Here is a 21,809-nt window from a genome sequence, read left to right as displayed (position 1 = left end):
GAGCCGGATCGAAGCCGCCGGACCCCAAGCCATGACCCAAGACGCCAACCGCCAGTCCACCGGCGGCCCGAATTCCGTTTTCATTCTGGTCAGTCTCTTCGCCGTGGCGCTGGCCAGCGCCTCGCTCGCGACCTTCATGGGGTTCCATATCGTGGAGGATCTGCACCAGCCGCCCTGGGCGATGAGCCTCTACGCGGCCGTGGCGACGCTGGTGACCGTGGGAGCCAACCGCTTCTGTGGCGAGCGGATCGATGGGGGCGCACGCATCGCGCGGCTCGTCTCCGCCGCCAATGCCTTGCGCCTGCTCGGCGTCGTCGTTCTGGTGCTGCCGCATGGCTTCCCGGCCCTTCTGGTCCTCGCTGCCCCCCTTTTGGCGCTCGGCAATTCGGCGACCTCCAGCCTCTATTCCTTCGGTCGCCTTTATGCCGAACGGGAGGGCCTCGACGCGGCGCGATACAACACGCGCCTTCGCACCATGACCTCGCTCGGCTGGATGATCGGCCCGGCGCTCGCCTTCGGCGCAGCCGATCGATGGGGAAGCGCGGTAGCGTTCGAAGGAAGCGCGCTTCTCTGCGCCGTCACGCTCGGCCTTGGCTGGATCTGTCTGCCATCAGGCTTTCGCAAGATCGCAGCCTCCAAGGAGAGCGGGCTTGGGTCGCAGGCCGAAGCGGAAGCGCCGAACCCGGCGCTCTGGCTCGCCACCGGCGCCTGCTTTCTCTTCTCGATTTCGCATGTCCTGTGCACGGCGGCGCTGCCGCTGTTCTATGTCCGGGAAGCGGGCCTGCCGACCTATGCGCCGGGCCTGTCCTTTGCGGTGAAATGCTTCATGGAGGTTTTGGTCATTCTGGCCAGCGCACCTCTCTTGCGGCGGATCGGCGCGCGGCGCTGCCTGGTTCTTTCCGCAGGTCTCGGCATCCTCGCCTATGGGGTGTTGGCTCAAACACACTCAATCCCACATCTCGTGCTGGGCGCGGCTCTGGAGGGGCTTTATTACGGCGTGTTCGCGGGCGTCAGCGCCAGTTTCGTGCAGGGCTTCGCGCGCGGGCGAATCGGCCGGGCGACCTCGCTCTACATGAACTCGCTCTTCGTCGGCGGGCTGATGGCCTCGGCGCTGCTCGGCGGGCTCGCCAGCCTTTTCGACTTTCGAACCGCCATTCTCTCGGCCACCGGCATGATGGCGGCCGCCGCCGCGATGCTCCTCATGACGCGTCATCTCGACCGGCAATCGGATCTTTATGCCGCCGGACAGGCATAGCGGATCGGCGTCAAAGCCATCCGCTGCGGCGGAAGCGCCAGAACAGAAAGCCGGCGACCGTCAGAATGGCTGATAGCACCATGTAATAGCCGTAGCGCCAGTGAAGCTCGGGCATGTTTTCGAAATTCATCCCGTAAACGCCGGCGATGGCGGTGGGCACGGCGAGGATCGCGGCCCAGGCGGCGAGCTGGCGGGTGATCTCGCCCTGCCGGTGCTGCTCCAGGAGCGAGGAGGCTTCGAGCGTCGCGGTGATACTGTCCCGCGCGCCTTCGATGCGCGCGGAGGCGCGGCGCACGCGGCCATAGACATCGCTGAAATAGGGGCGCACATCCTCATCCAGGCTTTTCAGCGCCAGATGGGTCAGGCGCTCCAGCATCTCCTCCATCGGCCCCATGATGCGCCCGAAGCGGGCCAGCTCGCGGCGGATGGCGAAGAGCCGGTTGATCTCGGCGCGCGTCAGAAACGTGTCGAGCGCCTGCCGCTCCATGTCGAACAGATCTTCCTCGATCGATTCCAGAACCGGCTCGTAATTGGCGACCACGAAGTCGAGAACGCCGTAAAGCACGTAATCGACACCATATCGCAGGAGCAAGGGTGAGGCTTCCAGCTTGGCGCGTAGCGGCTTGTGATCGCTGTGCGAGCCCGTGCGGATCGTGACGATCACATCGTCGCAGACGAAGATCGACGTGTTGCCGTAGCGGATATGGTCGCCCTCGCGCATCGCCGTGCGCGCCACGAGGAACAGGTCGCGATCATAGACTTCGAGCTTCGGGCGCACATGGGGCTGGCGCGCATCCTCCAGCGCTAAGGGATGAAGATCGAAACACCGGCCGATCGCCTCCATCTCGGCTTCCGTCGGATCGGCAATGCCGATCCAGATGAAGCTGCCGGGCTCGCGCCGGGGAAGCGGCTCGAAGAGCGAGACCTCGCGAACCCGCTTTCCATCCCGATATTCGAAGCCGGCAACAACGGTCATGGAGCTCTTTCAACGGGAAATCAGCGCGCGCCGCTGGAGGGTTTCATCGCGAGACGGTTCGGCTCGCCCGGCAGATATAGCCGGGCGAGCCGAAGAGACGATGACGAAGGATTCCTTTGTCAGGCGCTCATGCGTGTCAGGCGCTCATGCGCTCGAAGCCCTTCTGCGGATCGGTTTCGCCGAGATCCAGTTCGAAGCCGGAACGCTGAGCCGAAGGCTGCGGGGTCCGCTCAGGGCGCGAGGCTGCGAAGCGACCGACCTGCGACTGGAGCGTGCGGGCGTCTCCGGCTGCCGCCGGCCGGGCGACCGGCGCGTCGAGGACCACGGACATCGGGGCTGCCGGGCGGTCGCGCTGACCGGTCAGCTGGAAGTAGCTGACGCGATCGGCCAGACGGCGGGCCTCGGCGGCAAGCTGTTCGGCCGTTGCCGACATTTCGTTGGCCGCGCTGGCGTTCTGCTGCGTGACCTGATCGAGGGACTGGATGGCGACGCTGGTCTGCTGCGCGATCTGGTCGATCTGCGTGGCCGAATTGCTGACCTGCTGCGTGACCTGATCGAGCTGCTGGATCGCTTGATTGATCTGCTCGGCACCCGAATTCTGCTCGCGGCAGGCCGCGGAGATTTCGGCCACGAGATCGGCCGTGCGCTGGATGTCGGGAACGAGCTGCTCCAGCATCCGACCGGCCTCTTCCGAGACGTGCAGCGTCGAGGTCGAGAGCGAGCTGATCTCGCTCGCGGCGGCCTGACTGCGCTCGGCGAGCTTGCGCACTTCGGAGGCGACCACCGCGAAGCCCTTGCCATGGGCACCGGCGCGGGCAGCTTCGATCGCGGCGTTCAGAGCGAGAAGGTCGGTCTGACGGGCGATTTCCTGAACGATGCGGATCTTCTCGGCGATGGTGCGCATGGCGTCGACGGAGTTGGCGACGGCGACGCCGCTCTTCTGCGCGTTCTGCGAGGCGTTCCCGGCGATCTTGGCCGTGGCGCCGGCATTTTCAGCGTTCTGGCGGATATTGGCCGCCATTTCTTCCATGGCCGAGGAGGCCTGTTCCATCGCGGCCGCCTGTTCGGTGGCGCCCTGGCTCAGCTGCTGCGTGGAGGCGGCCTGCTCGTTCGCGCCCTGGCCGATCTGCTCGGTCGAAGCGGCCTGCTCGCTGGCGCCCTGGCTCAACTGCTCGGCGGTCACGGCAGACTGACGGGCACCGGCCGCGACCTGGCTGGACGAGTTGATGACGTCGGAGACAATCTCGCTCAGCTTGTCGGACATGCCGTTCATGGCCAGCTGGAGATCGCCGATCTCGTCGCGCGTGGTGATCGCCGCGCGTTGCGTCAGGTCGCCGGAGCCGATGGCCTCGGCCAGAGCCACGGACTTGGAAAGGCCCCGCGAAATCGAAAGCGAGATCCAGACGGCGGCAGCGGCCCCCACGAGCACAGCGCCGATGATGAGCGCGATCAGATCGAAGCGGATGGTGTCATAGGAGGTCTGAGCCTGCGCCGCGACATCGGTGGCGGTCTGCGCGAGGTTGCGATTGAGCTGACCGACATAGGTGGTGAGCTTGTCACCTGCCGCCACAACCTGCTTGTCGAGCATATCCTGCGCCTTCGCGAAGTCGTTGACGACCCCGATCTCGGCTTGTTGCTTCAGAACGGCCGTAGCCTTTTCCCATTCGCTCTTCAGGCGTGTCATGCTCGTCGCGTCAGCGGACGGCAGGTCGCGCGTCAGATTGACGATCTGTTGCGCGATGGATTGTGAATTCTGTTCGACGAGGTCGGCCGCCACCTGGATCTGCTTGTCGTCCGAGAGCACGACCGCCGAAATCGCAGCCATGCGAGACGTAGCGATCGTCTCCAACAGGTCATCAACGCGCTGCGACAGAGCCGGGGCATTCTCCCGGCGCAGCATGTCGCGGATACCCGTGAGGTCGGACACCACGGGATCAACGACCTTCCCAATCTCCAAGATGGCTACGTTGCCCGCTTCGATATTGGCTTTTTGCAATTGAACGGTCGCAGACTGGACAGCGACGCGGAAGCCGTCCACCAGTGCATGGAACTCTGCGAGGCTCGGCTGATCGGCCGCGCTGGTGGCAGCCTCCAAACGCTTGAGAGACGCGTCGATCGTCTCCCAGTTTTGCGCAAGCCGCGACTTTTGCGCCTCCAGCATCTGACTGTCATTCGACAGAAGCATACGAAGCATCAAGCGACGAATATCGGCCACGGCGGTCGAGATGGCCAACCCGTTCTGTGACTGAACGAAGGTTGTCTGGGTGAAGCTCGTCATGGCGGCATTGGTCTGCCCCAGACCCGCCACCGCCATATAACCGCTGGCCCCCAGCAGCAGCAGCACACCGCCGAACGCTCCGGCGAGCTTTGCCTTGATCGTCATACGCATAGAATAAACCCCACGACACAACCATTGACGCTACGGCAACGACGGACACGTTGCGACGAATACAAATTCACAACATCCCATTCACTCGAATGGAACTTTTACGATCTCGGGACGAAAAACATCATCGATGCTGATAATAAGAGGCGCGTTAGCACTTCTTCTAATTAATTCTGATTACAACTTGAGGGAAACTCCTTGATGGCGAGCTAACACCTTCGGAATGTTCCCTCTCTTTTCCGGCTCTCAGCCAAGAGGGGCAACAAAGGGTAAATCTAACCCAAGGGCGGTGACGCCGGCCCTCTTACCGGCTTCGGCACAACGGCAAACGGCCCATGTCGGATCGATCCGACATGGGCCGTTTGGACTTTTCGCGACGCTGCTTGAGAGCGGCTGACTTTCAGTGGCCTCCGACTTCCGCCACCGTCCGCGCCGCGCCGATGGCAAGCAGCCCCGCCAACTCGCGCGTGACCTCCTCGCGGAAATGCGGATCGTGCGTCAGGTCCGCACCGAAAACTTCCGGGAACTGGAAATAGGCCTCGACCAGCGCCTCCGCCGTGCGCTTGTCGGCGGTCGCCTCGGCAAAACGCGCCGCCAGCGGATCGCGCACGTCGATCGGCTGGCCATGCTCGTCATGCGCGGTGGCATAGACCATCCAAGCCGCGACGCCGAGCGCCAGACGCTCAAAGCCCGCGCCCGCCTTCAGCCGGTCGCGGATCGTGCCGAGAAGCCGCTGCGGCAGCTTCTGCGAGCCGTCCATGGCGATCTGCCAAGTGCGATGGCGCAGCGCCGGATTGCGGAAACGCTCCAGAAGGGCGGCGCGATAGGCGGTGAGATCGAAGCCCGGAAGGCTGGGGAGCGTCGGCGTGACCTCCTCGCGCATCATGGCTTCCAGTAGCTCGGCGAAGCCCGGCGCGGCCATGGCGTCGGCGACCGTCTCATGGCCCGAGAGGTAGCCGAGATAAGCGAGCGTCGAATGCGAGCCATTGAGAAGGCGGAGTTTCATCAGCTCGAAGGGCTCGACTTCGCTCGCGAAGGTCGCGCCGCCCAGCTCCCATTGCGGACGCCCAGTGGGGAAATGATCCTCCACCACCCATTGGGTGAAGGGCTCGGCCATGACGGGCCAGGCATCCTCGACGCCCAGGGCCTCGGCCACCAGCGCGCGATCGGCGTCGGTGGTGGCCGGCACGATCCGGTCCACCATGGTGCAAGGGAAGGCCACATGCTCGCGGACCCAGGCGCCGAGTTCGGCATCCCGCAGTTCGGCAAAGCGCGTGACGACCTTGGCGACCGTGCGCCCGTTGGACGGGAGATTGTCGCAGGAGAGAACCGTGAAGGGCTGCAAGCCGGCGCGGCGACGGCGATCCAGCGCCTCGACGAGGAACCCGATCGCGGTCTGGGGCTTGGTTGGCTCAGCCAGATCATGAACGATGCCGGGATGGGCCTCGTCGAGTTCGCCCGTCGCCGGCTTGTGGCAGTAGCCCTTTTCGGTCACCGTCAAGGAGACGATGCGCGTGTCCGGCGCCGCCATAAGGGCGAGGACGGCTTCGGGATCTTCCGGCGCGACGAGGCTCTGGAGGATCGCGCCGATCACCTCGAAGCGACCGCCCTCAGCGCCGCGCACGGCCACCGTGTAGAGCCCGTCCTGCGGTTCCAGCGCATCGCGCGTGTCGGGGCTGCGCAGCGACACGCCGGCAATGCCCCAGCTCAGATCGCCCGAGGCGAGCACCGCTTCCGTCATCACGGCCTGATGGGCGCGGTGGAACGCGCCGAGTCCGAGATGGACGATGCCGACCTTCACGTCCGTGCGGTTATAGGCGGGGCGCTGGACGCTGGACGGAAGGTTCGCGAGAGCGGTCTCGGACAGGCGGGTCATGTCGGGTTTCCCTTGGGCCTCACGATGGGGCCGGCGCTCAATGCGCCGGCTGGGACTGCTTGGCTCTAGCCACGATCTGCGTCGGATTGACGAATCGCAGGGCGAGCACGAGCCAGAAGAGTGTCGTGACCATATAGACCACGGCCATGGCGTCGATCGACTGCGAGGCGCGCACGCCGGACGCAAAGACCGCGTAATAGAGCGAGACGACCAGCGTCTGGCTTGTCGGCCCGGCCACGAGGAAGGTCAGCTCGAACATGGCGATGGTGCGCACCAGAACCAGAAGCAGCGCGGCCAGCATGCCCGGCAGCAGCAGCGGCAGGAGAATGCGCAGGAAGAGGCTCCCCGTGCCGGCCCCGAAGACGCGCGCGGCGGCCTCCACGCGCGGGTCGATCTGCTCGATGAAGGGGATCATGACGAGCACCACGAAGGGGATCGAGGGCACGAGATTGATGATCACCACGCCCCAGAAGGAACCGCCGAGCCCGACCTGATAGAGGAGGGTCGCCAGCGGAATGCCGTAGGTGAGCGGGGGCACCAGAAGCGGCAGGAGAAACAGGAGGATGGCGAAGCGCTTGCCCGGAAAGTCCCGCCGCGCCAAGGCATAGGCCGTGGTGATGCCGATGAGGCCGGACAGGATCGTGACCAGAAACACGACCTGGAAGGTGACGAGAAGAACGTCGGTCAGCTGGAACTCGCGCCAGGCGGAGAAATACCAGCGCGTGGTGAAGTCCACCGGCAGCCAGGTGCCGAGCCAGCGCGTTGCCAGCGAGTTCGTCACCACGGTGGCGATGACGCCGAGGAGATTGAGCACGAAGAGGATGGTGACGGCCCAGACGGCCGTTCGCCAGAGTTTGGAGCCGATGCCACGGTCGCGGATCATGGGGTCAGCCTTTCGTTCCGCCGGCGGGGCCGCGATAGAAGAGACCACGGATCCCGAGCACCAGAAGCACCACGGCGAGCTGCACCAGCCCCATGATGATGGCGATCGCCGAGCCGAGCGAGTGATTGTATTCCTCGAAGGCCGCCGAATAGGCCGCGATCGAAATGACGCGCGTCGCGCCCGCCGGCGCGCCGAGCAGCACCGCCGAGGGGAAGACGGCAAAGGCCTGCACGAAGGCAAGGCAGAAGGTGACGGCAAGGCCCGGCACCAGAAGCGGCAGGAAGACTCTCGTGAAGCGCCGCCGCGCATTGGCCCCGAGCGTCGCCGCCGCCTGCTCGATCGCCGGGTCGATGCCCGACACATAAGAGAGCGTCAAGAGGAAGGCGAAAGGAAAGCCGGTGATGAGCAGCGAGGCGAAGACGCCCCAGTAATTGTTGGTGAGGCGGATCGGCGTCTCGAGAAGACCGATGAAGATCAGCGTTCGATTGAACCAGCCCTGCGGCCCGAGGAAGTTCAGGAGCCCTTCGGCCACCAGAACCGTGCCGAGCGTGATGGGGAGAACAAGGAGCGTCGTGAGCAGCCGCTGCCGACGCATGAGGCGCACGCGAAAGGCGATGGGCACGGCGAGCGCGAGGTTGAGCAGCGTCACCGGCAGGGCGAGCCAGAGCGTCGCCGAGATCGTGTTGTAAAGGAACGGGTCGGAGAAGAAGCGGCGGTAGTTCTCGTACCAGACGCCGTCCGTGGGCGTCAGCGAATCCACGACGCCATAGGCGAAGGGATAGATGAAGAGGGCCAGCACCGCGACGAGGCCGGGCAGCACGAGAAGGGTCGTGCCGTCGATGCCGTTGGCGGCGAGGCGCGTCTTCAGCGAGGGCCGCGCCATCACGCGCGGGGCGGCGGAAAGGGTGGTGTCGCTCATGCCCCCTCCCCTTCGAAGACGAGGGTGCGCGTGGGGTCGAAGCGCAGCGTCACGCTCTCGCCGTTGCGCAGCGCCCCGTCGGCGCGGAAATAGACGACCGTTCCGTCGGCGAGAGCCGCCGAGCCGAACCAGGCACGGCCGCGATATTCGATGGCGCGCACGGTGCCGGTGAGACCTTCGCCGCCGCGCGTGGCGACGAAGTCTTCGGGCCGGGTCGAGACGGTGACCGCCGTGCCGGGCCGCAGTTTGGCCGCCGCCGGCAGGATGATGCGCCCGCTCGCGAGATCCACCGCGCCAGCCCCATCCGCCACGCGGCCGGACACGCGGGTGCGATAGCCCATGAAGTCGGCGACCTCGACATGGTTGGGCCGCTCATAAAGGTCTTCGGGCGTGCCGACCTGCCGGATCAGGCCGCCCGACATGACGACGATGCGGTCGGCCAGCGACAGCGCCTCGTCCTGATCATGCGTGACATAGATCGTGGTGGAACCGATCGCCTCGTGGATGGCGCGGATTTCGGCGCGCATCTCCAAGCGCAGCTTGGCGTCGAGATTGGACAGCGGCTCGTCCATCAGAACGATGGGCGGGCGGATGACGATGGCGCGGGCGATGGCCACGCGCTGCTGCTGACCGCCCGACAATTGGCCCGGCAGCTTGTCGCCCTGCGAGCGCAGGCGCACAAGATCGAGCGCGGCATCGATGCGGCTTTCGGCCTCCGCCTTCGGCACGCCCTGCATAGCCAAGCCGAAGCCGACATTCTTGCGGATCGTCATATGGGGAAAGAGCGCGTAGCTCTGGAACACCATGCCGAAGCCGCGCTTTTCCGGCTCCAACTCGTGGATCGGGCGCCCATCAAGGCGAATCTCGCCCCCCGTCAGCGGCAGAAGGCCGGCGATGCAGTTCAGCGCCGTGGACTTGCCGCAGCCCGATGGCCCGAGCAGCGCGATGAACTCGCCGCGCTCTACCGCCAGATCGATGCCGGCCAGCGCCTTATAGGTGCCGAAGGCGCGTTGAAGGTTCAGAAGTTCGAGCCGGCCGCCGCCGACAGGGGGAGCGGACGCGCGGCCCGAAGCCGACACGGAAGAGCTATGGGCGTTCATCGCGGGGGATCTCCGGCGTGATGGGAGAACGGCTCCGGCAACTGGGCCGGAGCGAAGGAGCGGCCGGGTCAACCGGCCGCCCGTGTCGGGGCTATGAGCTTCAGCCCTTCTTGGCGCCGATCCGCTCGTCCCAGATGCGGAAGGCGGCAACGAGCTTGTCGGCGTCGAGCGGGGTTTCCAGCGGATTGTCGGCGATCCACTGGTCGTATTGCGGACGGCCGAATTCCTTGATCGCGTCCTGGCTCTCCTGCGGCGCCATGGACAACGGCACATCCTTCACCGCCGGGCCGGGATAGAAGTAACCCTGGTCATAGGCATAGGCTTGGGATTCCGGTGTCAGCATGAAGTTCATGAGGTCGAGGAGAACCGCGAGCTTCTCTTCCGACACGCCCTTCGGCACGACCATGTAATGGGCGTCCGTCACCCAATGGAAGCCGGCCAGCGTGCCGACCTCGGCCTCGGTCGGAACGGTGCCGAGAACGCGGGGGTTGATGTCCCAGCCCGTGGTCGAGACGACGATGTCGCGCGTGCCTTCGCCCAGCTCGCGCATGGTCTGCGTCGTGCCCGAGGCGTAATATTCGATGTTCTGGCCGAGTTCTTCGAGATAGGCCCAGGTCTTGTCCCAGCCCTTCACGGGATCGCGCGGGTCGGCATCCTTCAGGATATAGGGCAGGCCCATCAGGAAGGTGCGGCCCGGCCCGGAATTGGAGGGGCGCGCATAGATGAACTTGTTCTTGTTGGCCTTGGTCCAGGCCAGAAGCTCTTCGGCCGTCTTGGGCGGCGTCGGCACGCGGTCGGGCATGTATTCGATCAGCGGACCGGACGGGTAGTAGGACACGACGACGCCGTGGTCCTTCGCCATGGCCTGCATCTTGTAGGCCTGCGGAATATAGATGCTCTGGAGATTGGGCAGATCGGCCATATAGGGCTTGAGATCGGTCCAGATGCCCTGATCGAGGCCCGCCGACAGGGCGTCCGTGCCGGTCAGCACGAGGTCGATATCGACCCGGCCCGCCGCTTGCTGCGCCTTGAGCTTGGCGGGCAGTTCGGGCGCGGGGGCCTTGGTGAAGGCGATGCGGCTCGCCCATTCGGGCTTGGCCTGCGTGTAGCGCTCCATCGCGGCCTGCGTCAGCGCCAGATTGCCGGCGACATCGGCCACCGTGATCGTGACGGGGCTCGACGGGGCCTTCAGCGCGGCGAAGGCGCGTCCGCCGAACAGCGTTGCGCCGGCCACGGCCGCCGTCGTTCCCATGAAGCGTCTGCGGTTCATGTTCATTGGTCGATCCTCCCTTTGCAACCTGCCGGTCTCCCGGCCGACAGGCCCATGTCAGATTTTGTAGGCGTCCTTGACCACACGATAGGTCAGGTCGATGGCGACCTCGCGCGCCTCGTCCTCGTCCAGCCGGCCATCGGCCACGAGCTTGGCGAGGAAGGCGCAGTCGACCCGGCGCGCCACATCGTGGCGCGCCGGGATGGACAGGAAGGCCCGCGTGTCGTCGTTGAAGCCGACCGTGTTGTAGAAGCCGGCGGTCTCGGTGACGTTCTCGCGAAAGCGCATCATGCCTTCCGGGCTGTCGTGGAACCACCAGGGCGGGCCGAGACGCAGCGCGGGATAATGGCCGGCGAGCGGAGCCAGCTCGCGGCTGTAGACCGTCTCGTCCAGCGTGAAGAGGATGATGGTGAGCCCCGCCTCGTTGCCGACGACATCGAGCAGCGGGCGCAGCGCGCCGACATAATCCGTGCGCTGCGGGATGTCCGCGCCCTTATCAAAGCCGAAGCGCTCGAAGAGCTTGGAATTGTGATTGCGCGAGGAGCCGGCGTGGATCTGCATGACCAGCCCGTCGTCGAGGCTCATGCGCGCCATTTCGGTGAGCATCTGGGCGCGGAAGAGTTCGTTCTCCGCCGCGCTGCCTGTGCCCGCGAGAATCTTCGAGAACAGAAGCTCGCATTCCGCCGCCGAGAGATTGGCAGTGCGGGCGGACGGATGGCCGTGATCGGTCGCCGTCGCCCCCCGCGCCTTGAAATAGGCGCGGCGGGTGCGGTGCCCGTCGAGATAGCCGCTATAGGTCTGCGGCTCGCCCGTCAGCGCAAAGAAGCGTTGCAGCGCCTCGGCAAAGCCCGGACGATCCGGGTCCACCACGGCATCGGGCCGATAGGTCGGCAACACGCGGCCCCGCCAGCCGGACGCGCGCACCGCGTCGTGATGGGCGAGATCGTCGAGCGCCGAGTCCGTCGTCGCGATGGCCTCGATGTTGAAGCGCTCGTAAAGAGCGCGCGGGCGCATGGCATCGGTCTGGAGCGCATCGGCGATCTGGTCGTAGATCGCGTCGGCCGTCTGGGGCGACAGGCGCTCCTCGATGCCGAAGGTGGCTTGCAGCGAGTGCTCGAACCAGAGGCGCGAGGGCGTCCCGCGAAACAGGCGGTAATGCTCGGCGAACAAGCGCCAGATCCGCCTCGGATCCGTCTCGACCGGGGTGCCGTCGGCCGTGGGAACCCCCAGCGCCTCCAGCGGCACGCCCTGCGAATAGAGCATTCGAAAGATATAGTGATCGGGGATCACGAACAGCGCGGCGGGGTCCGGGAAGCGCTCGTTCTGCGCGTACCAGGCGGGCTCGGTGTGCCCGTGCGGCGAGACGATGGGCAGGGTTTCGACCTCGGCGAAGAGCCGCCGCGCGATCGCGCGCGTGGTGTCCTCAACCGGCAGGAGCCTGTCTGGATGCAGCGCCATCGTTCCTCCCTTCGGCCGTCCCGTCCGTAAGACGGGCTCCCATTCGGCCTTGGCAGGTTCTATCAACTAGTATACTAGAATGTCAATCGCGAGACAGTGCGAGTTTCTTATGTCCGAACGGGTCCAGATCGACGCGCCGGTCGCCCCGCCCCGCCGGGGCGCACCAGCGCGCCGCGTCACATCAGCCACGCAGATTTTCGAAGCCTTGCGCGTGGAGATCGTCGCGTCCCGCCTGCCGCCGGGCTCGCCGTTGCAGGACCGAATGCTGATCGAGCGTTTCGGCGTCAGCCGCACGCCGGTGCGCGAGGCGCTGATCCGCCTGTCGGAGATCGGGCTGGTGGACATCTTTCCCCAATCGGGCACCTTCGTGTCGCGCGTGCCGGTGAACGCCATTCCCGAGGCTGTCCTGATCCGCAAGGCGCTGGAAGGGATCACGGTGGAACTGGCCGCGCGCCATGCGACGCCCGAAGGGCTGGCGGGGGTGGATCTGGCTATCCGCCGGCAAAAGGGCGCGGCCCATGCGGGGGATACGGACGCCTTCCACGAAGCGGACGAGGGATTTCACGCCGCGATCGCGGATCTGTCCGGTCATCCCGGCATCTGGGCGCTGCTGGCGCAGGCCAAGATCCAGATCGACCGCGCCCGCCGCCTGACCCTGCCTGTGCTCGGGCGCATGGAACAGGTGATCGCCGAGCATGAAGAGATTCGCGCCCGTCTCGCCGCGCACGACGAAGACGGGGCGAAGGCCGCCATGGCCCTTCATCTGAGCGCCGTCATTCCCGACGTCGCCGAGCTCAAGGGGCGCTACCCCGACTATTTCATTTAAAGCCCGGCGGGGAACCGGGCGGGAGGAGACAGACGATGCGGCAAGGCTGGAGATGGTTCGGCCCAAAGGCCCCGGTAACGCTGGACGAGGTGCGCCATGTCGGCGCGACGGATATCGTCTCGTCGCTGCACGAGGAGCCGATCGGCGCGGTCTGGACGCCACAGGCGGTCGAGACCCGGCGCGACATGATCGAAACGACGCCCGAAGGCCGCGTGCCGCTGCGCTGGTCGGTGGTGGAAAGCATTCCCATTCCCGATGCGGTGAAGCGCAAGGGCGGGGCCGCCAAACCCGAGATCGAGGCTTGGATCAGCAGCCTCGAAGCGGTCGGGCGCGCCGGCATTCCGGTCGTCTGCTACAATTTCATGCCGGTTGTGGACTGGTGCCGCACGGAGCTCGACTTCGTGACCGACACGGGCGCCACCGCCATGCGCTTCGACTTCGACACGTTCGCCGCCTTCGAACTCTTCATTCTGGAGCGGCCGGGCGCGGGGCGCGACTATACGCCAGACGAGCAGGCCCGCGCCAAGGCGACATTTGCGGCGATGAGCGAGGAGACCAAGGCCGATCTCGTGCGCAACATCACGAGTGCCCTGCCCGGCTCCACCACCGAGCCCATGACCATTCCCGGTTTCCGCGAGAAGCTTCAGGAATATCGCGACATCGACGCCGGACGCCTGCGCCAGCACCTGATCGAGTTCCTGCAAGCGGTGACGCCGGCAGCCGAGGCGGTCGGCGTCAAGCTGACGCTGCACCCGGACGATCCCCCGCGCCCGCTCTTCGGCCTGCCGCGCATCGCCTCGACGGAAGCGGATTATGCCGCCTTGTTCGATGCGGTCCCCTCCCCCGCCAACGGCATGTGCTTCTGCACGGGCAGTCTCGGCGTGCGACCCGACAACAACTTGGCCGCTATCGCCCGGCGCTTCGCCTCGCGCATCCATTTCGCACACTTGCGCAACACGCGCCGCGAAAGCGATCCGCGCTCGTTCCATGAATCGGCCCATCTCGACGGGGACACGGACATGGTCGCGGTGCTGCGCGAGCTGGTGGCCGAAGATACCAAGCGGACGGGCGACGGGACCATTGTCTTCCGCTCCGACCACGGCCATCGGATGCTGGACGATCTCCACAAGAGCGTGACGCCCGGCTACCCCGCCATCGGGCGCATGAGGGGCCTTGCCGAATTACGCGGTATTCTTCATGCGCTTGGCCATCCGCCGGAAGTGCCGGGGCCTGCGCAATCCGCATCGACCGAGGCGCTGACGCTCGCCTGATCGCCGCGCGCGCTCTTCGACAGCTAAGGGACGAGCGCTTCAGGCCGCTCCGATGCGCGATATTTTCCTGCGCATCGGAGACCTCTCATGGACGCAACCGACATCGCCGTTCGCTTGGGGCTCGCCACGCTGGTCGGCCTCCTGCTCGGCATCGACCGCGAGTTGCGCGGCATCTCGGCGGGCATTCGCACCCATGCGCTGGTCGCCATGAGTTCGGCAACGATCACGATCTCGGCGCTGATCCTGTTTCACGAATTGAACGGCCTGGCGAACGCAAGCCCCGATCCGCTGCGCGTCATTCAAGGACTCGCCCAGGCCATCGGCTTCGTCGCCGCGGGCGCGATCTTCGTCTCGAAGGGCGATGTCCACAATCTGACGTCCGCCGCCAGTATCTGGCTGGCGGCCGCGCTCGGCATTGCGGCGGGCGCGGGCCCGTTCTGTCTGGTGGGGATCGCCGCCGGCTTGTGTCTCGTCATCCTGACGCTGGTGCGTGTCCTGGAGCGCCTCCTGCCCGGCAGCGAAAAGGCGCGGCGCGACTGACAGGATCGCTTCAGGCCGTCACGGCCCAGAGGATCGGGTCTTCTTCCAGAAGCGTGCGCATCCCCTGCAACTCGGCCAGAGTCTTGTTGTCGAGAACGGTCGCGATCGCATTGCGGACTTCCAGCATCACCAGCCGCACCCGGCACCGCTCGACATCTGTACAGTCCGTGCAGCGGCGATAGGCCGTGCGACTGGCGCAGGCGATCGGTGCCAGCGGGCCATCCAATACGCGCAGGACGTGTCCCACCGCGATCTCCCCCGCCGGGCGAGCCAGCGCGTAGCCGCCATTGCGCCCCTTCTTGGCATAGATGAACCCCGCGTTGCGCAACTCGCCAAGGATCGTATCCAGAAACTTCTTGGAGATGGCGTTCTGACTGGCGATCTCTTCCGACAGGATCAAGTGCTCCGGTGCCGCATCGGCCAGATGCAGCATGGCTTTCAATCCGTATTTGCCTTTCGCGGTCAGCATGATCCGGCCTTCGTGCGGGCCGCACGAGCGGCTGGGTCCGTCCCGACATAAGGGCTGGGTCCTTATATCGCCAGCCTTGATTCACGCCATCTCGCAACAATCGTTGAGCGCGGAAATGCCGCTCGTGACGCTGCGCAGCATAGCGAGATAGGTCAGCATTGTTGACATATCTCGCCGATCCGTTTTTAACGGCGCCGAACGCTCGCACGGCGCACGCAGACCTCTTTGAACGAGGCGTGTCGGCGGGATTGGAGGACCATCATGGATTTGACCGACCTTTTCGCCACGCGGGCGGGACGCATGAAGGCGTCCGAAATTCGCGAGCTTCTGAAGCTGCTGGACCAGCCCGACATCATCTCCTTTGCCGGCGGTATTCCGGACCCTTCGCTGTTTCCTCATGAAGCGTTTCGTCAGGCCTATGCCGACGTTCTCGGGGGCCCCGACGCCAATACCGCCCTGCAATATCAGGTGAGCGAAGGCTATCGGCCGTTGCGTCGCTGGATCGCCGGCGAAATGGGCCGGATCGGCATTCCCTGCGACGAGAGCCATATCTTCATCACTTCCGGCTCGCAGCAGGGGCTGGACTATCTCGGCAAGCTTTTCCTGTCGCCGGGCGACACGGCGCTCGTGACCTGGCCGACCTATCTCGGCGCGCTTCAGGCCTTCAATGCCTACGAGCCTCGCTATGATCGCCTGTTGCCGGCGGGCGGCAACATGACGCCGGATGCCTACCGTCAAGCGGCCAGCGAGACGAGCGGCGCAGTGAAATTCGCCTATCTCGTGCCCGACTTCGCCAATCCGAGCGGCGAGACGCTGACGCTCGCCCAGCGCGAGGCCGTGCTCGATCTCGCCGAAGAGCTTGGCATCGCGATCATCGAGGACGCCGCCTATGCCGCGCTGCGCTATAGCGGCGAAGGCGTGCCGCCGATCGCGGCGCTCGACGCATTGCGCTCGGGCGGGATCGATCAGGGCCGGACGATCTATTGCGGCTCCTTCTCCAAAATCCTTGCGCCCGGCCTTCGCGTCGGCTGGATCTGCGCGCCGCGCCCGATGATCGAAAAGCTCGTGCTGACCAAGCAGGCGTCGGACCTTCATTCCCCATCGATCAATCAGATGGTGGTCCATCACGTGGCCGAGGCGACCTATGGCGCGCAGGTCGAGCGCACGCGCACCGCCTATCATGCACGGCGCGACGCGCTTCTCGAGGCGCTGGAGCAGCATATGCCAGAGGGCGTGAGATGGACGAAGCCGGATGGCGGCATGTTCGTCTGGGTGACGCTGCCGGAAGGGATGGACGCGGTCGAGCTTCTGGCGCGCTCGGTTGCGGAAGCGCGTGTCGCCTTCGTGCCGGGCAGTGCGTTCCACGCCGATGGAGGCGGCCGGAACACGCTGCGCCTGTCCTTCACGCTGGCCGACGAGCGCGCGGTCACGCAAGGCATTCCGCGTCTCGCCGATCTGATCCGACGCAGCCTTTCGGCCTGAGTTCCGCACTCGATGCCTGTGTCGATCGGTTGACCGCTGGCAACCGATCGACACAGGCGCGGCCTTCCGCGCACCGCCGTTGCCCAGCTCGGGCTCGCATCCCTGCGCAGCGCCCATTCCTGACATCGCCAGACTTGACAACCGCCCCGTGATCGCGTCCCGCTGAGGCGAGACTCTCACCGGCCCCAGCGAGTTTGCGAGCCTGCCATGCCGATCAAGCGCGAGATGCGCGGCTTCTATCCCATCGACTGGCGCGAGCTTTCCCGTTCCATCCGCTTTCGCCGCGCCAAGGGGCGCTGCGACCATTGCCGGCGTCCACACGGCGCTTTGATCTGCGTCAGCGACGATGGCGCATGGTGGGACGAGAGCGCAGCCGTCTGGCTCGATCGACGCGGCCGCCCCTTGCGCAACGCGCGTCCTGCCCCGTCCGACCTCGCGCCGTCCATCCCGGTGTCCTGGACGCGTGTCTGGCTGGCCTGCGCGCATCTCGACCATGATCTCGCCAACAATGCTTCGAGCAATCTCGCCGCCTTGTGCCAGCGCTGCCATCTCAACCATGACAGGCCGGAACATCGTCGCCGACGCCGGGAGCGCTGGATGGCCAGCAAGGCGCTCGGAGACCTGTTCGACGGTCCCTATCGCTGAGCGGGCCTCGCTTGGTCCTTCCCACCTTGTCCGTAAGCTCATCCTCCCGACAATGCGCCGTGGCCCATCAGCTTCGCAGAGCATGGTTGCGCAGAGCCTCCAGCATCGGGCCGAGACGGAACCCCTTGGTCGCGGCCTTATGCGTCAGCGCGCGCAAATATCCGCCGGGCGAGCGAATGTGTGCGGCACGCTCCAGGAGCGCCGCAATCGTCACCGCCGCCTGAAACGGCCCCATCGCGGACTGCGCCGAACGGTAGGCATCTCGCGAAATGCCGAGGAAGCCGCGCACGCGGTCAGCCACGGCTTCCAATTCCCCCGGCGAGCGTATGGGCCCCGTGCTGTAGTCGGACAAGCTCGGGCAGATTTCGAGAACCGTCGCAATGTCGGGGTCATCCAGTCTTGCCGCGTCGCTGCGCGATGTCACGCCCCTGCCCTTCCATACGGGAGCTTTGCTGAGCGAGCGTGTCTTCCCCGTCGACTGAGTTGAGGCTCGCGGCGCCGGATCAGCGTCTAAGCCCGTTTCCTTGTCAGACCGGAGACCCCCGTCAGAATTTTCTTCTTTTTTTTTGTCGATGCTGGATTCAATAGAGTTTTCTGTTTTTGAATTTTGATAGTGACGCTCGTTTCGCGCGTCATTGCCGCTCATTTCTTGTTCAGAAAGACTTGATAGATAACGCGTTTCGGCTTGTGTGCGAAGATCTGCGCATTCACGCAGGCGCGCTGTAAGCTCCGCGACTGGAGCGTTGCGCGCAAGCGGTCGAATGACGTCGATCCACCGCTGCTCCAGAGCGGTCCAATCTCCCGTGCGCCCTTCGGAGAAAGCCGCATCCAAGATCTTTCGGATATCGCGGCGGCAGAGAGAGATATCCGTCTTGATGTGACGGATGGCCCGAGCTTCGGCGCGCGCTGCCTCGGCCGCGGCCTGAATCACATCCGCTGAAAGAGCGAAGGGAGAGAGATCGAACCCGAACGCTTCATCGCCCTGCTCCAGATCCCGCCGCCGGTATCGCTTGCCATTGGGGCTGTCGCGGCGCAGCAGAAGCCCCGCCTCGATCAGGCTGGCCAGATGCCGGCGCAGCGTCGCATCGGCCATGCCGCGCGTTCGCAGCGACAGCTCGCGATTGGACGGGAAAACGATTTGCGGGCGCGCGGGATCGATCCGTTTTCCGGCGTGGCACGACACGAGCGCCTCCAATACGGCGATGGTGCGATCCGACAGGCCGAACCGTGCCCGCGCTTCCGTCAAAGCCCGGAGCAGCGCCCATTTGTCGGGCCCCTCCTCCGCGCCTGTTTTATTGGTGCAAGCGCCATCCTCGCGTAGCCGCGCCTGCGCGCGGCGAACGCCGTCCTCCCGCCGGATCAGGGCAGCCGAAAGCGGCCGCGCCCCGAAAGGCGAGTTCCAATGGATCTCGATCATGTCCCTGTTTCAGGCTCGAGGCCAAGCAGAGGCATTGCCGGAACAGAGCCGACTCTTGACAGAGCAGACCGGACATGATTCTTTCAGATTGCTACATCTTGAAAGGGCTTCCGGAGCGTCTCGTTTCGGGGGCCTTTTTTTCTTGGGTCTTGCCTCGATCTCTGTCCTTTCGTCGGCTGGTTACGTTTGCGGTTCCCCGATGACTGACGCCACCGGAAAGTTCAGTCCTCTCGGCCTCGCGCCTTGAAGGCAGCGTAGAGCGCGGGAATCTCGTCGGCGACGAAAGCGGCAAAATCCGCCTCGCCCTTGAATTCGATGACAGGCCGTTTGGCGTCGCGCCGGATGGTCGCCACCACGCGGCCCCCATCTTCCGTCAGGGCCTCCGCAGCTTCCGCGCTGCCCTTGCTGCGCTTCGTCAGCCGCTCCAGGATGAGAACGAAGCGCTCGTCGCTGGTCGCTTTCGCGAAGCGCTCCGTCGCGATCTCGCGCTCGGCCTTATCGCGCGCACTGGCCGTCTTCAGCTGGTCCGCCAGAAGCATCCAGCGCGTTCGCCCGGCCTTGGGCGCCGGGCCGATGGCGCGCGCGATATCGACCGGCACGGCGTCGGCCACTTGCAGCAGGCGCGTCATCTCGGCCTTGTGCAACGACAGAGCCGACTGCACCGTGCCGCGTTCGAAACCGCGTCGCAGCAAGGCTTCGGCAAACATGGCCCGCTCGATGAAGGAGAGATCGCGCCGCTCGGAGTTTTCCTTGCCTTGCGCGACGACCAGTTCCTCGTCGCTGAGCGGCCGAACGACGGCGCGGACCTTGATCCCGAGGGCGCGGGTGGCCGCAATGCGGCGATGGCCATAGGCGGTCTGATACCAGCCCGCGCGCGCCTTGTCCGCCTCCGGATGCGGGCGCACGAGGACGGGCACTTCCTGGCCGCCGCTCTCGATCGACCGGCACAGCGCGTCGAAAGCTTCGTCCGAGCGGTCGGGCTGCGACAGCCGATCGGCCACGAAGGCCGGTTCGATCAGATCGGGATCGATCTCGATGATCTTTTCGCCCTTGGCCACCTGTTCGCGCAGGAGGCGTGCGTCTTGGGCCTCGGCCCGCAGATTGCCGAGCGCCAGCCCCATGGCCTTCACCGCCCCGGAACTCGAATGCGAGCGAGGGCGAGCGGCCTCCGTCTGCGGTTCGGGGGTCGGCGTCTCCGGCTGGCTGGTTCCGCCCAGAAGGGCCTTGAGTTCGTCGCGGCGGCGGCTCATGGGCGTGCCCCCCACGCCGTCTGATCCAAATCCCTATTGAGCTGTGCCGCCATCTCAGCCGCGCCCCCAACTGGCGAGGATCAGGTCCTCCACTTCGCTGTTGACAGCGGTCAACGACTCCATGGCTCTGTCGTAGGTCGAGCGGGAGAAGTTCTCACGGGCGACCTCGTAAAGCGTCTGCTTGGTCAGACCCGCATCGCTCAGCGCAGTGGATTTCAGCATCGGGTTCGTCAGGACGCGGCTGCCGAACTGCGCGCGCAGAAACCCGGCGATCTGCGCTTGGGGCCCGTCATGGGGCTCGTAGCGCGTCACGAGATAGCGCAGGAAGTCGAAATTGAGATCGCCGCCGGCCTCCCGCACGACCTGCAGGAGGTCCGACGTCATGAAGAGGAACTGGCTCATGGAGGCGACGTCGAGCATCTGCGGATGCACAGTCACCAGGACCGAGGTCGCCGCGCACAGCGCGCCGAGCGTCAGGAAACCCAGCTGCGGAGGGCAATCGATCACGACCACATCGTAATCGTCCTCGACCTCGCGGAGCGCATCCTGCACCCGCGCGAAGAACAGACGCTCGCTGGCCAGCCCCTCGCGCTGCGCCTCGGCCAGTTGCCGGGGGGTCGCGTGCTCGAACTCCTGGAGCTCGAGATTGCCCGGCACGAGGTGCAGCCCGTCGAAATAGGTCGGGCGGATGATGCTGGCGAGCGGAACGCGCTCCTCGTCGTAGCGGATGGCGCCATAGAGCGTATCATTGCCGGTAAGGTCGAGTTCGGGCTGATAGCCGAGAAGCGCGGAAAAGGACGCCTGCGGATCGAGATCGACCGCGAGCGTCCGATAGCCTTGCAGCGCCAGAAACTGAGCAAGGTGGGCCGACGTCGTCGTCTTGCCCGACCCGCCCTTGAAGTTGGTGACCGCGATGATCTGAATATGCTCGCCGTCTTCCGGGCGGCGCCATTTCAGATATTGGCGCGCCTTCACCGAGCCGGCTTCGTGCTGGCCGGCCAAGTGGCGACGCAGCGCGTTGATGTCACCCAGCGTATAGGAGCGACGGCCGGATGGGCCGACCTCGGGCTGCGGGCCTTCGCCGGAGATGGAGAGTTGGCGCAGATAACTGTCGGACACGCCGATCAACCGCGCCGCTTCCCCCGAGGTGAAGGGGCGCAGCGACTTGCTGGACGTCGGCGGGAAAAGCCGCTGTCGCATCGCCTGCAACTGACTGGACAAAAGCCGCGCGTCGGCGGCAATCTGCTCGTCGGCCGGCATGGTCTCGCGGGCAGGGGATGTCGGCTTGGACAAAGCTTCGCCTCGTTTGGGAACGCGCGTCGTTTCCGCGCGGGGCCGTTTCGTGCGCTCTGTTCCGGCGCGGCGAGGCGCACGGCCGCTGTGACCGCCCGGAACCACATCCGGCTCGGGAGAGTGTGGAGCATTCGGGCCCAACCCGAGGTTTGCGCTTCCATCCATCAGTAACGGCACTCGGTACATCTAACGGCTAAAACCGTTAACGAGGATGCGCGTAGGGACGTTAAGAGTCAAATCCGCCTCAATTAACCATAGGTCTGATCACCGCGCAGCAGAGCACTCCGGTCCGAGGCAGCGATACGACTGCCTCTAAGTGCCGGTTTTATATTAGTATTTTCGAGTTCTGCGCCCGTTGCCATCTGTCAACGCTGTCGCTTCAGGCGTTCCGTGACGAGCAACGCGTGATTCCCGAGGGAGAGGAATCGGCCACTACCCGAGCCTGTCGAGGCCGCATCTCTCGCCACGAAAGCCCGTCGACATGGGGTCTTGA

General features: G+C 65.5%; 18 protein-coding genes. 6 read left to right on the top strand and 12 right to left on the bottom strand.

Translation table 11 applies throughout. The features are described 5' to 3' along the window. On the top strand, positions 1–1,255 hold a 1,255-nt coding region (locus AUL36_RS12730), incomplete at its 5' end, for an MFS transporter (protein ID WP_210168861.1). Positions 1,256–1,265: 10 nt separating this feature from the next. Here AUL36_RS12730 and AUL36_RS12725 read toward each other — a convergent pair. The 8 genes from AUL36_RS12725 to uxaC form a co-directional block, all read right to left on the bottom strand. Next, a complete protein-coding gene (locus AUL36_RS12725; RefSeq protein WP_062221316.1) occupies positions 1,266–2,231 on the bottom strand; it encodes a magnesium and cobalt transport protein CorA in 966 nt (321 codons plus the stop codon). A gap of 136 nt (positions 2,232–2,367) precedes the next feature. Next, complete coding sequence (locus AUL36_RS12720; protein ID WP_082655815.1) at positions 2,368–4,620, bottom strand: HAMP domain-containing methyl-accepting chemotaxis protein; 2,253 nt, start codon at positions 4,618–4,620, stop codon at positions 2,368–2,370. Between the two features lie 397 nt (positions 4,621–5,017). Continuing rightward, positions 5,018–6,493, bottom strand: a complete 1,476-nt coding sequence (locus tag AUL36_RS12715; RefSeq protein WP_062221311.1) for a mannitol dehydrogenase family protein — start codon at positions 6,491–6,493, stop codon at positions 5,018–5,020. A 37-nt stretch (positions 6,494–6,530) separates the two neighbouring features. Next, positions 6,531–7,376 (bottom strand): ABC transporter permease, encoded by an 846-nt coding sequence (locus tag AUL36_RS12710; RefSeq protein WP_058600376.1) that lies wholly within the window; start codon positions 7,374–7,376, stop codon positions 6,531–6,533. Positions 7,377–7,380: 4 nt separating this feature from the next. Next, complete coding sequence (locus tag AUL36_RS12705; RefSeq protein ID WP_062221332.1) at positions 7,381–8,259, bottom strand: ABC transporter permease; 879 nt, start codon at positions 8,257–8,259, stop codon at positions 7,381–7,383. Between the two features lie 32 nt (positions 8,260–8,291). Further along, positions 8,292–9,395, bottom strand: coding sequence for an ABC transporter ATP-binding protein (locus AUL36_RS12700; RefSeq protein ID WP_062221308.1), 1,104 nt, complete (start codon positions 9,393–9,395; stop codon positions 8,292–8,294). A gap of 100 nt (positions 9,396–9,495) precedes the next feature. Continuing rightward, complete coding sequence (locus tag AUL36_RS12695; protein ID WP_062221305.1) at positions 9,496–10,671, bottom strand: ABC transporter substrate-binding protein; 1,176 nt, start codon at positions 10,669–10,671, stop codon at positions 9,496–9,498. A gap of 51 nt (positions 10,672–10,722) precedes the next feature. Beyond that, on the bottom strand, positions 10,723–12,123 hold the full coding sequence (gene uxaC / locus AUL36_RS12690) for a glucuronate isomerase (RefSeq protein ID WP_062221302.1): 1,401 nt from the start codon (positions 12,121–12,123) through the stop codon (positions 10,723–10,725). A gap of 109 nt (positions 12,124–12,232) precedes the next feature. Between uxaC and AUL36_RS12685 the strand changes: the two genes are divergently transcribed. The 3 genes from AUL36_RS12685 to AUL36_RS12675 all read left to right on the top strand — a co-directional run bounded on the left by AUL36_RS12685 (position 12,233) and on the right by AUL36_RS12675 (position 14,760). After that, positions 12,233–12,949 (top strand): GntR family transcriptional regulator, encoded by a 717-nt coding sequence (locus tag AUL36_RS12685; RefSeq protein ID WP_062221299.1) that lies wholly within the window; start codon positions 12,233–12,235, stop codon positions 12,947–12,949. Between the two features lie 35 nt (positions 12,950–12,984). Beyond that, positions 12,985–14,220, top strand: coding sequence for a mannonate dehydratase (gene uxuA, locus AUL36_RS12680; protein WP_062221296.1), 1,236 nt, complete (start codon positions 12,985–12,987; stop codon positions 14,218–14,220). 87 nt (positions 14,221–14,307) lie between these two features. Next, positions 14,308–14,760, top strand: coding sequence for an MgtC/SapB family protein (locus tag AUL36_RS12675; RefSeq protein WP_062221293.1), 453 nt, complete (start codon positions 14,308–14,310; stop codon positions 14,758–14,760). Between the two features lie 10 nt (positions 14,761–14,770). Here AUL36_RS12675 and AUL36_RS12670 read toward each other — a convergent pair whose 3' ends face one another. After that, positions 14,771–15,229, bottom strand: coding sequence for an RrF2 family transcriptional regulator (locus AUL36_RS12670; RefSeq protein ID WP_058600368.1), 459 nt, complete (start codon positions 15,227–15,229; stop codon positions 14,771–14,773). 258 nt (positions 15,230–15,487) lie between these two features. Here AUL36_RS12670 and AUL36_RS12665 point away from each other — a divergent pair, with 258 nt between their 5' ends. Further along, positions 15,488–16,711 (top strand): aminotransferase-like domain-containing protein, encoded by a 1,224-nt coding sequence (locus tag AUL36_RS12665; protein ID WP_062221329.1) that lies wholly within the window; start codon positions 15,488–15,490, stop codon positions 16,709–16,711. A 207-nt stretch (positions 16,712–16,918) separates the two neighbouring features. Then, entirely contained in the window at positions 16,919–17,356 is a 438-nt protein-coding gene (locus tag AUL36_RS12660) for a hypothetical protein (RefSeq protein ID WP_058634033.1), read from the top strand. 67 nt (positions 17,357–17,423) lie between these two features. Here the strand turns inward: AUL36_RS12660 and repC are convergent, their stop codons facing one another. The 3 genes from repC to repA all read right to left on the bottom strand — a co-directional run bounded on the left by repC (position 17,424) and on the right by repA (position 21,316). Beyond that, entirely contained in the window at positions 17,424–18,773 is a 1,350-nt protein-coding gene (gene repC / locus AUL36_RS12655) for a plasmid replication protein RepC (protein WP_062221290.1), read from the bottom strand. A 221-nt stretch (positions 18,774–18,994) separates the two neighbouring features. Next, positions 18,995–20,023, bottom strand: coding sequence for a plasmid partitioning protein RepB (gene repB / locus AUL36_RS12650; RefSeq protein WP_062221287.1), 1,029 nt, complete (start codon positions 20,021–20,023; stop codon positions 18,995–18,997). Between the two features lie 54 nt (positions 20,024–20,077). Further along, positions 20,078–21,316, bottom strand: a complete 1,239-nt coding sequence (repA, locus tag AUL36_RS12645; protein ID WP_082655813.1) for a plasmid partitioning protein RepA — start codon at positions 21,314–21,316, stop codon at positions 20,078–20,080. Between the last annotated feature and the right edge of the window lie 493 nt (positions 21,317–21,809).

This window comes from Aureimonas sp. D3, assembly GCF_001463805.1.
GTDB lineage: Bacteria > Pseudomonadota > Alphaproteobacteria > Rhizobiales > Rhizobiaceae > Aureimonas > Aureimonas ureilytica_A.
This window is presented reverse-complemented; position numbering and strand designations above follow the sequence as displayed.

What these genes read in the sequence shown, in the direction of transcription:
- AUL36_RS12725 (WP_062221316.1), bottom strand. Translation starts at nt 2,231, where the DNA reads ATGACCGTTGTTGCCGGCTTCGAATATCGGGATGGAAAGCGGGTTCGC.
- AUL36_RS12720 (WP_082655815.1), bottom strand. Translation starts at nt 4,620, where the DNA reads ATGCGTATGACGATCAAGGCAAAGCTCGCCGGAGCGTTCGGCGGTGTG.
- AUL36_RS12715 (WP_062221311.1), bottom strand. Translation starts at nt 6,493, where the DNA reads ATGACCCGCCTGTCCGAGACCGCTCTCGCGAACCTTCCGTCCAGCGTC.
- AUL36_RS12710 (WP_058600376.1), bottom strand. Translation starts at nt 7,376, where the DNA reads ATGATCCGCGACCGTGGCATCGGCTCCAAACTCTGGCGAACGGCCGTC.
- AUL36_RS12705 (WP_062221332.1), bottom strand. Translation starts at nt 8,259, where the DNA reads ATGGCGCGGCCCTCGCTGAAGACGCGCCTCGCCGCCAACGGCATCGAC.
- AUL36_RS12700 (WP_062221308.1), bottom strand. Translation starts at nt 9,395, where the DNA reads ATGAACGCCCATAGCTCTTCCGTGTCGGCTTCGGGCCGCGCGTCCGCT.
- AUL36_RS12695 (WP_062221305.1), bottom strand. Translation starts at nt 10,671, where the DNA reads ATGAACATGAACCGCAGACGCTTCATGGGAACGACGGCGGCCGTGGCC.
- uxaC (WP_062221302.1), bottom strand. Translation starts at nt 12,123, where the DNA reads ATGGCGCTGCATCCAGACAGGCTCCTGCCGGTTGAGGACACCACGCGC.
- AUL36_RS12685 (WP_062221299.1), top strand. Translation starts at nt 12,233, where the DNA reads ATGTCCGAACGGGTCCAGATCGACGCGCCGGTCGCCCCGCCCCGCCGG.
- uxuA (WP_062221296.1), top strand. Translation starts at nt 12,985, where the DNA reads ATGCGGCAAGGCTGGAGATGGTTCGGCCCAAAGGCCCCGGTAACGCTG.
- AUL36_RS12675 (WP_062221293.1), top strand. Translation starts at nt 14,308, where the DNA reads ATGGACGCAACCGACATCGCCGTTCGCTTGGGGCTCGCCACGCTGGTC.
- AUL36_RS12670 (WP_058600368.1), bottom strand. Translation starts at nt 15,229, where the DNA reads ATGCTGACCGCGAAAGGCAAATACGGATTGAAAGCCATGCTGCATCTG.
- AUL36_RS12660 (WP_058634033.1), top strand. Translation starts at nt 16,919, where the DNA reads ATGCCGATCAAGCGCGAGATGCGCGGCTTCTATCCCATCGACTGGCGC.
- repC (WP_062221290.1), bottom strand. Translation starts at nt 18,773, where the DNA reads ATGATCGAGATCCATTGGAACTCGCCTTTCGGGGCGCGGCCGCTTTCG.
- repB (WP_062221287.1), bottom strand. Translation starts at nt 20,023, where the DNA reads ATGAGCCGCCGCCGCGACGAACTCAAGGCCCTTCTGGGCGGAACCAGC.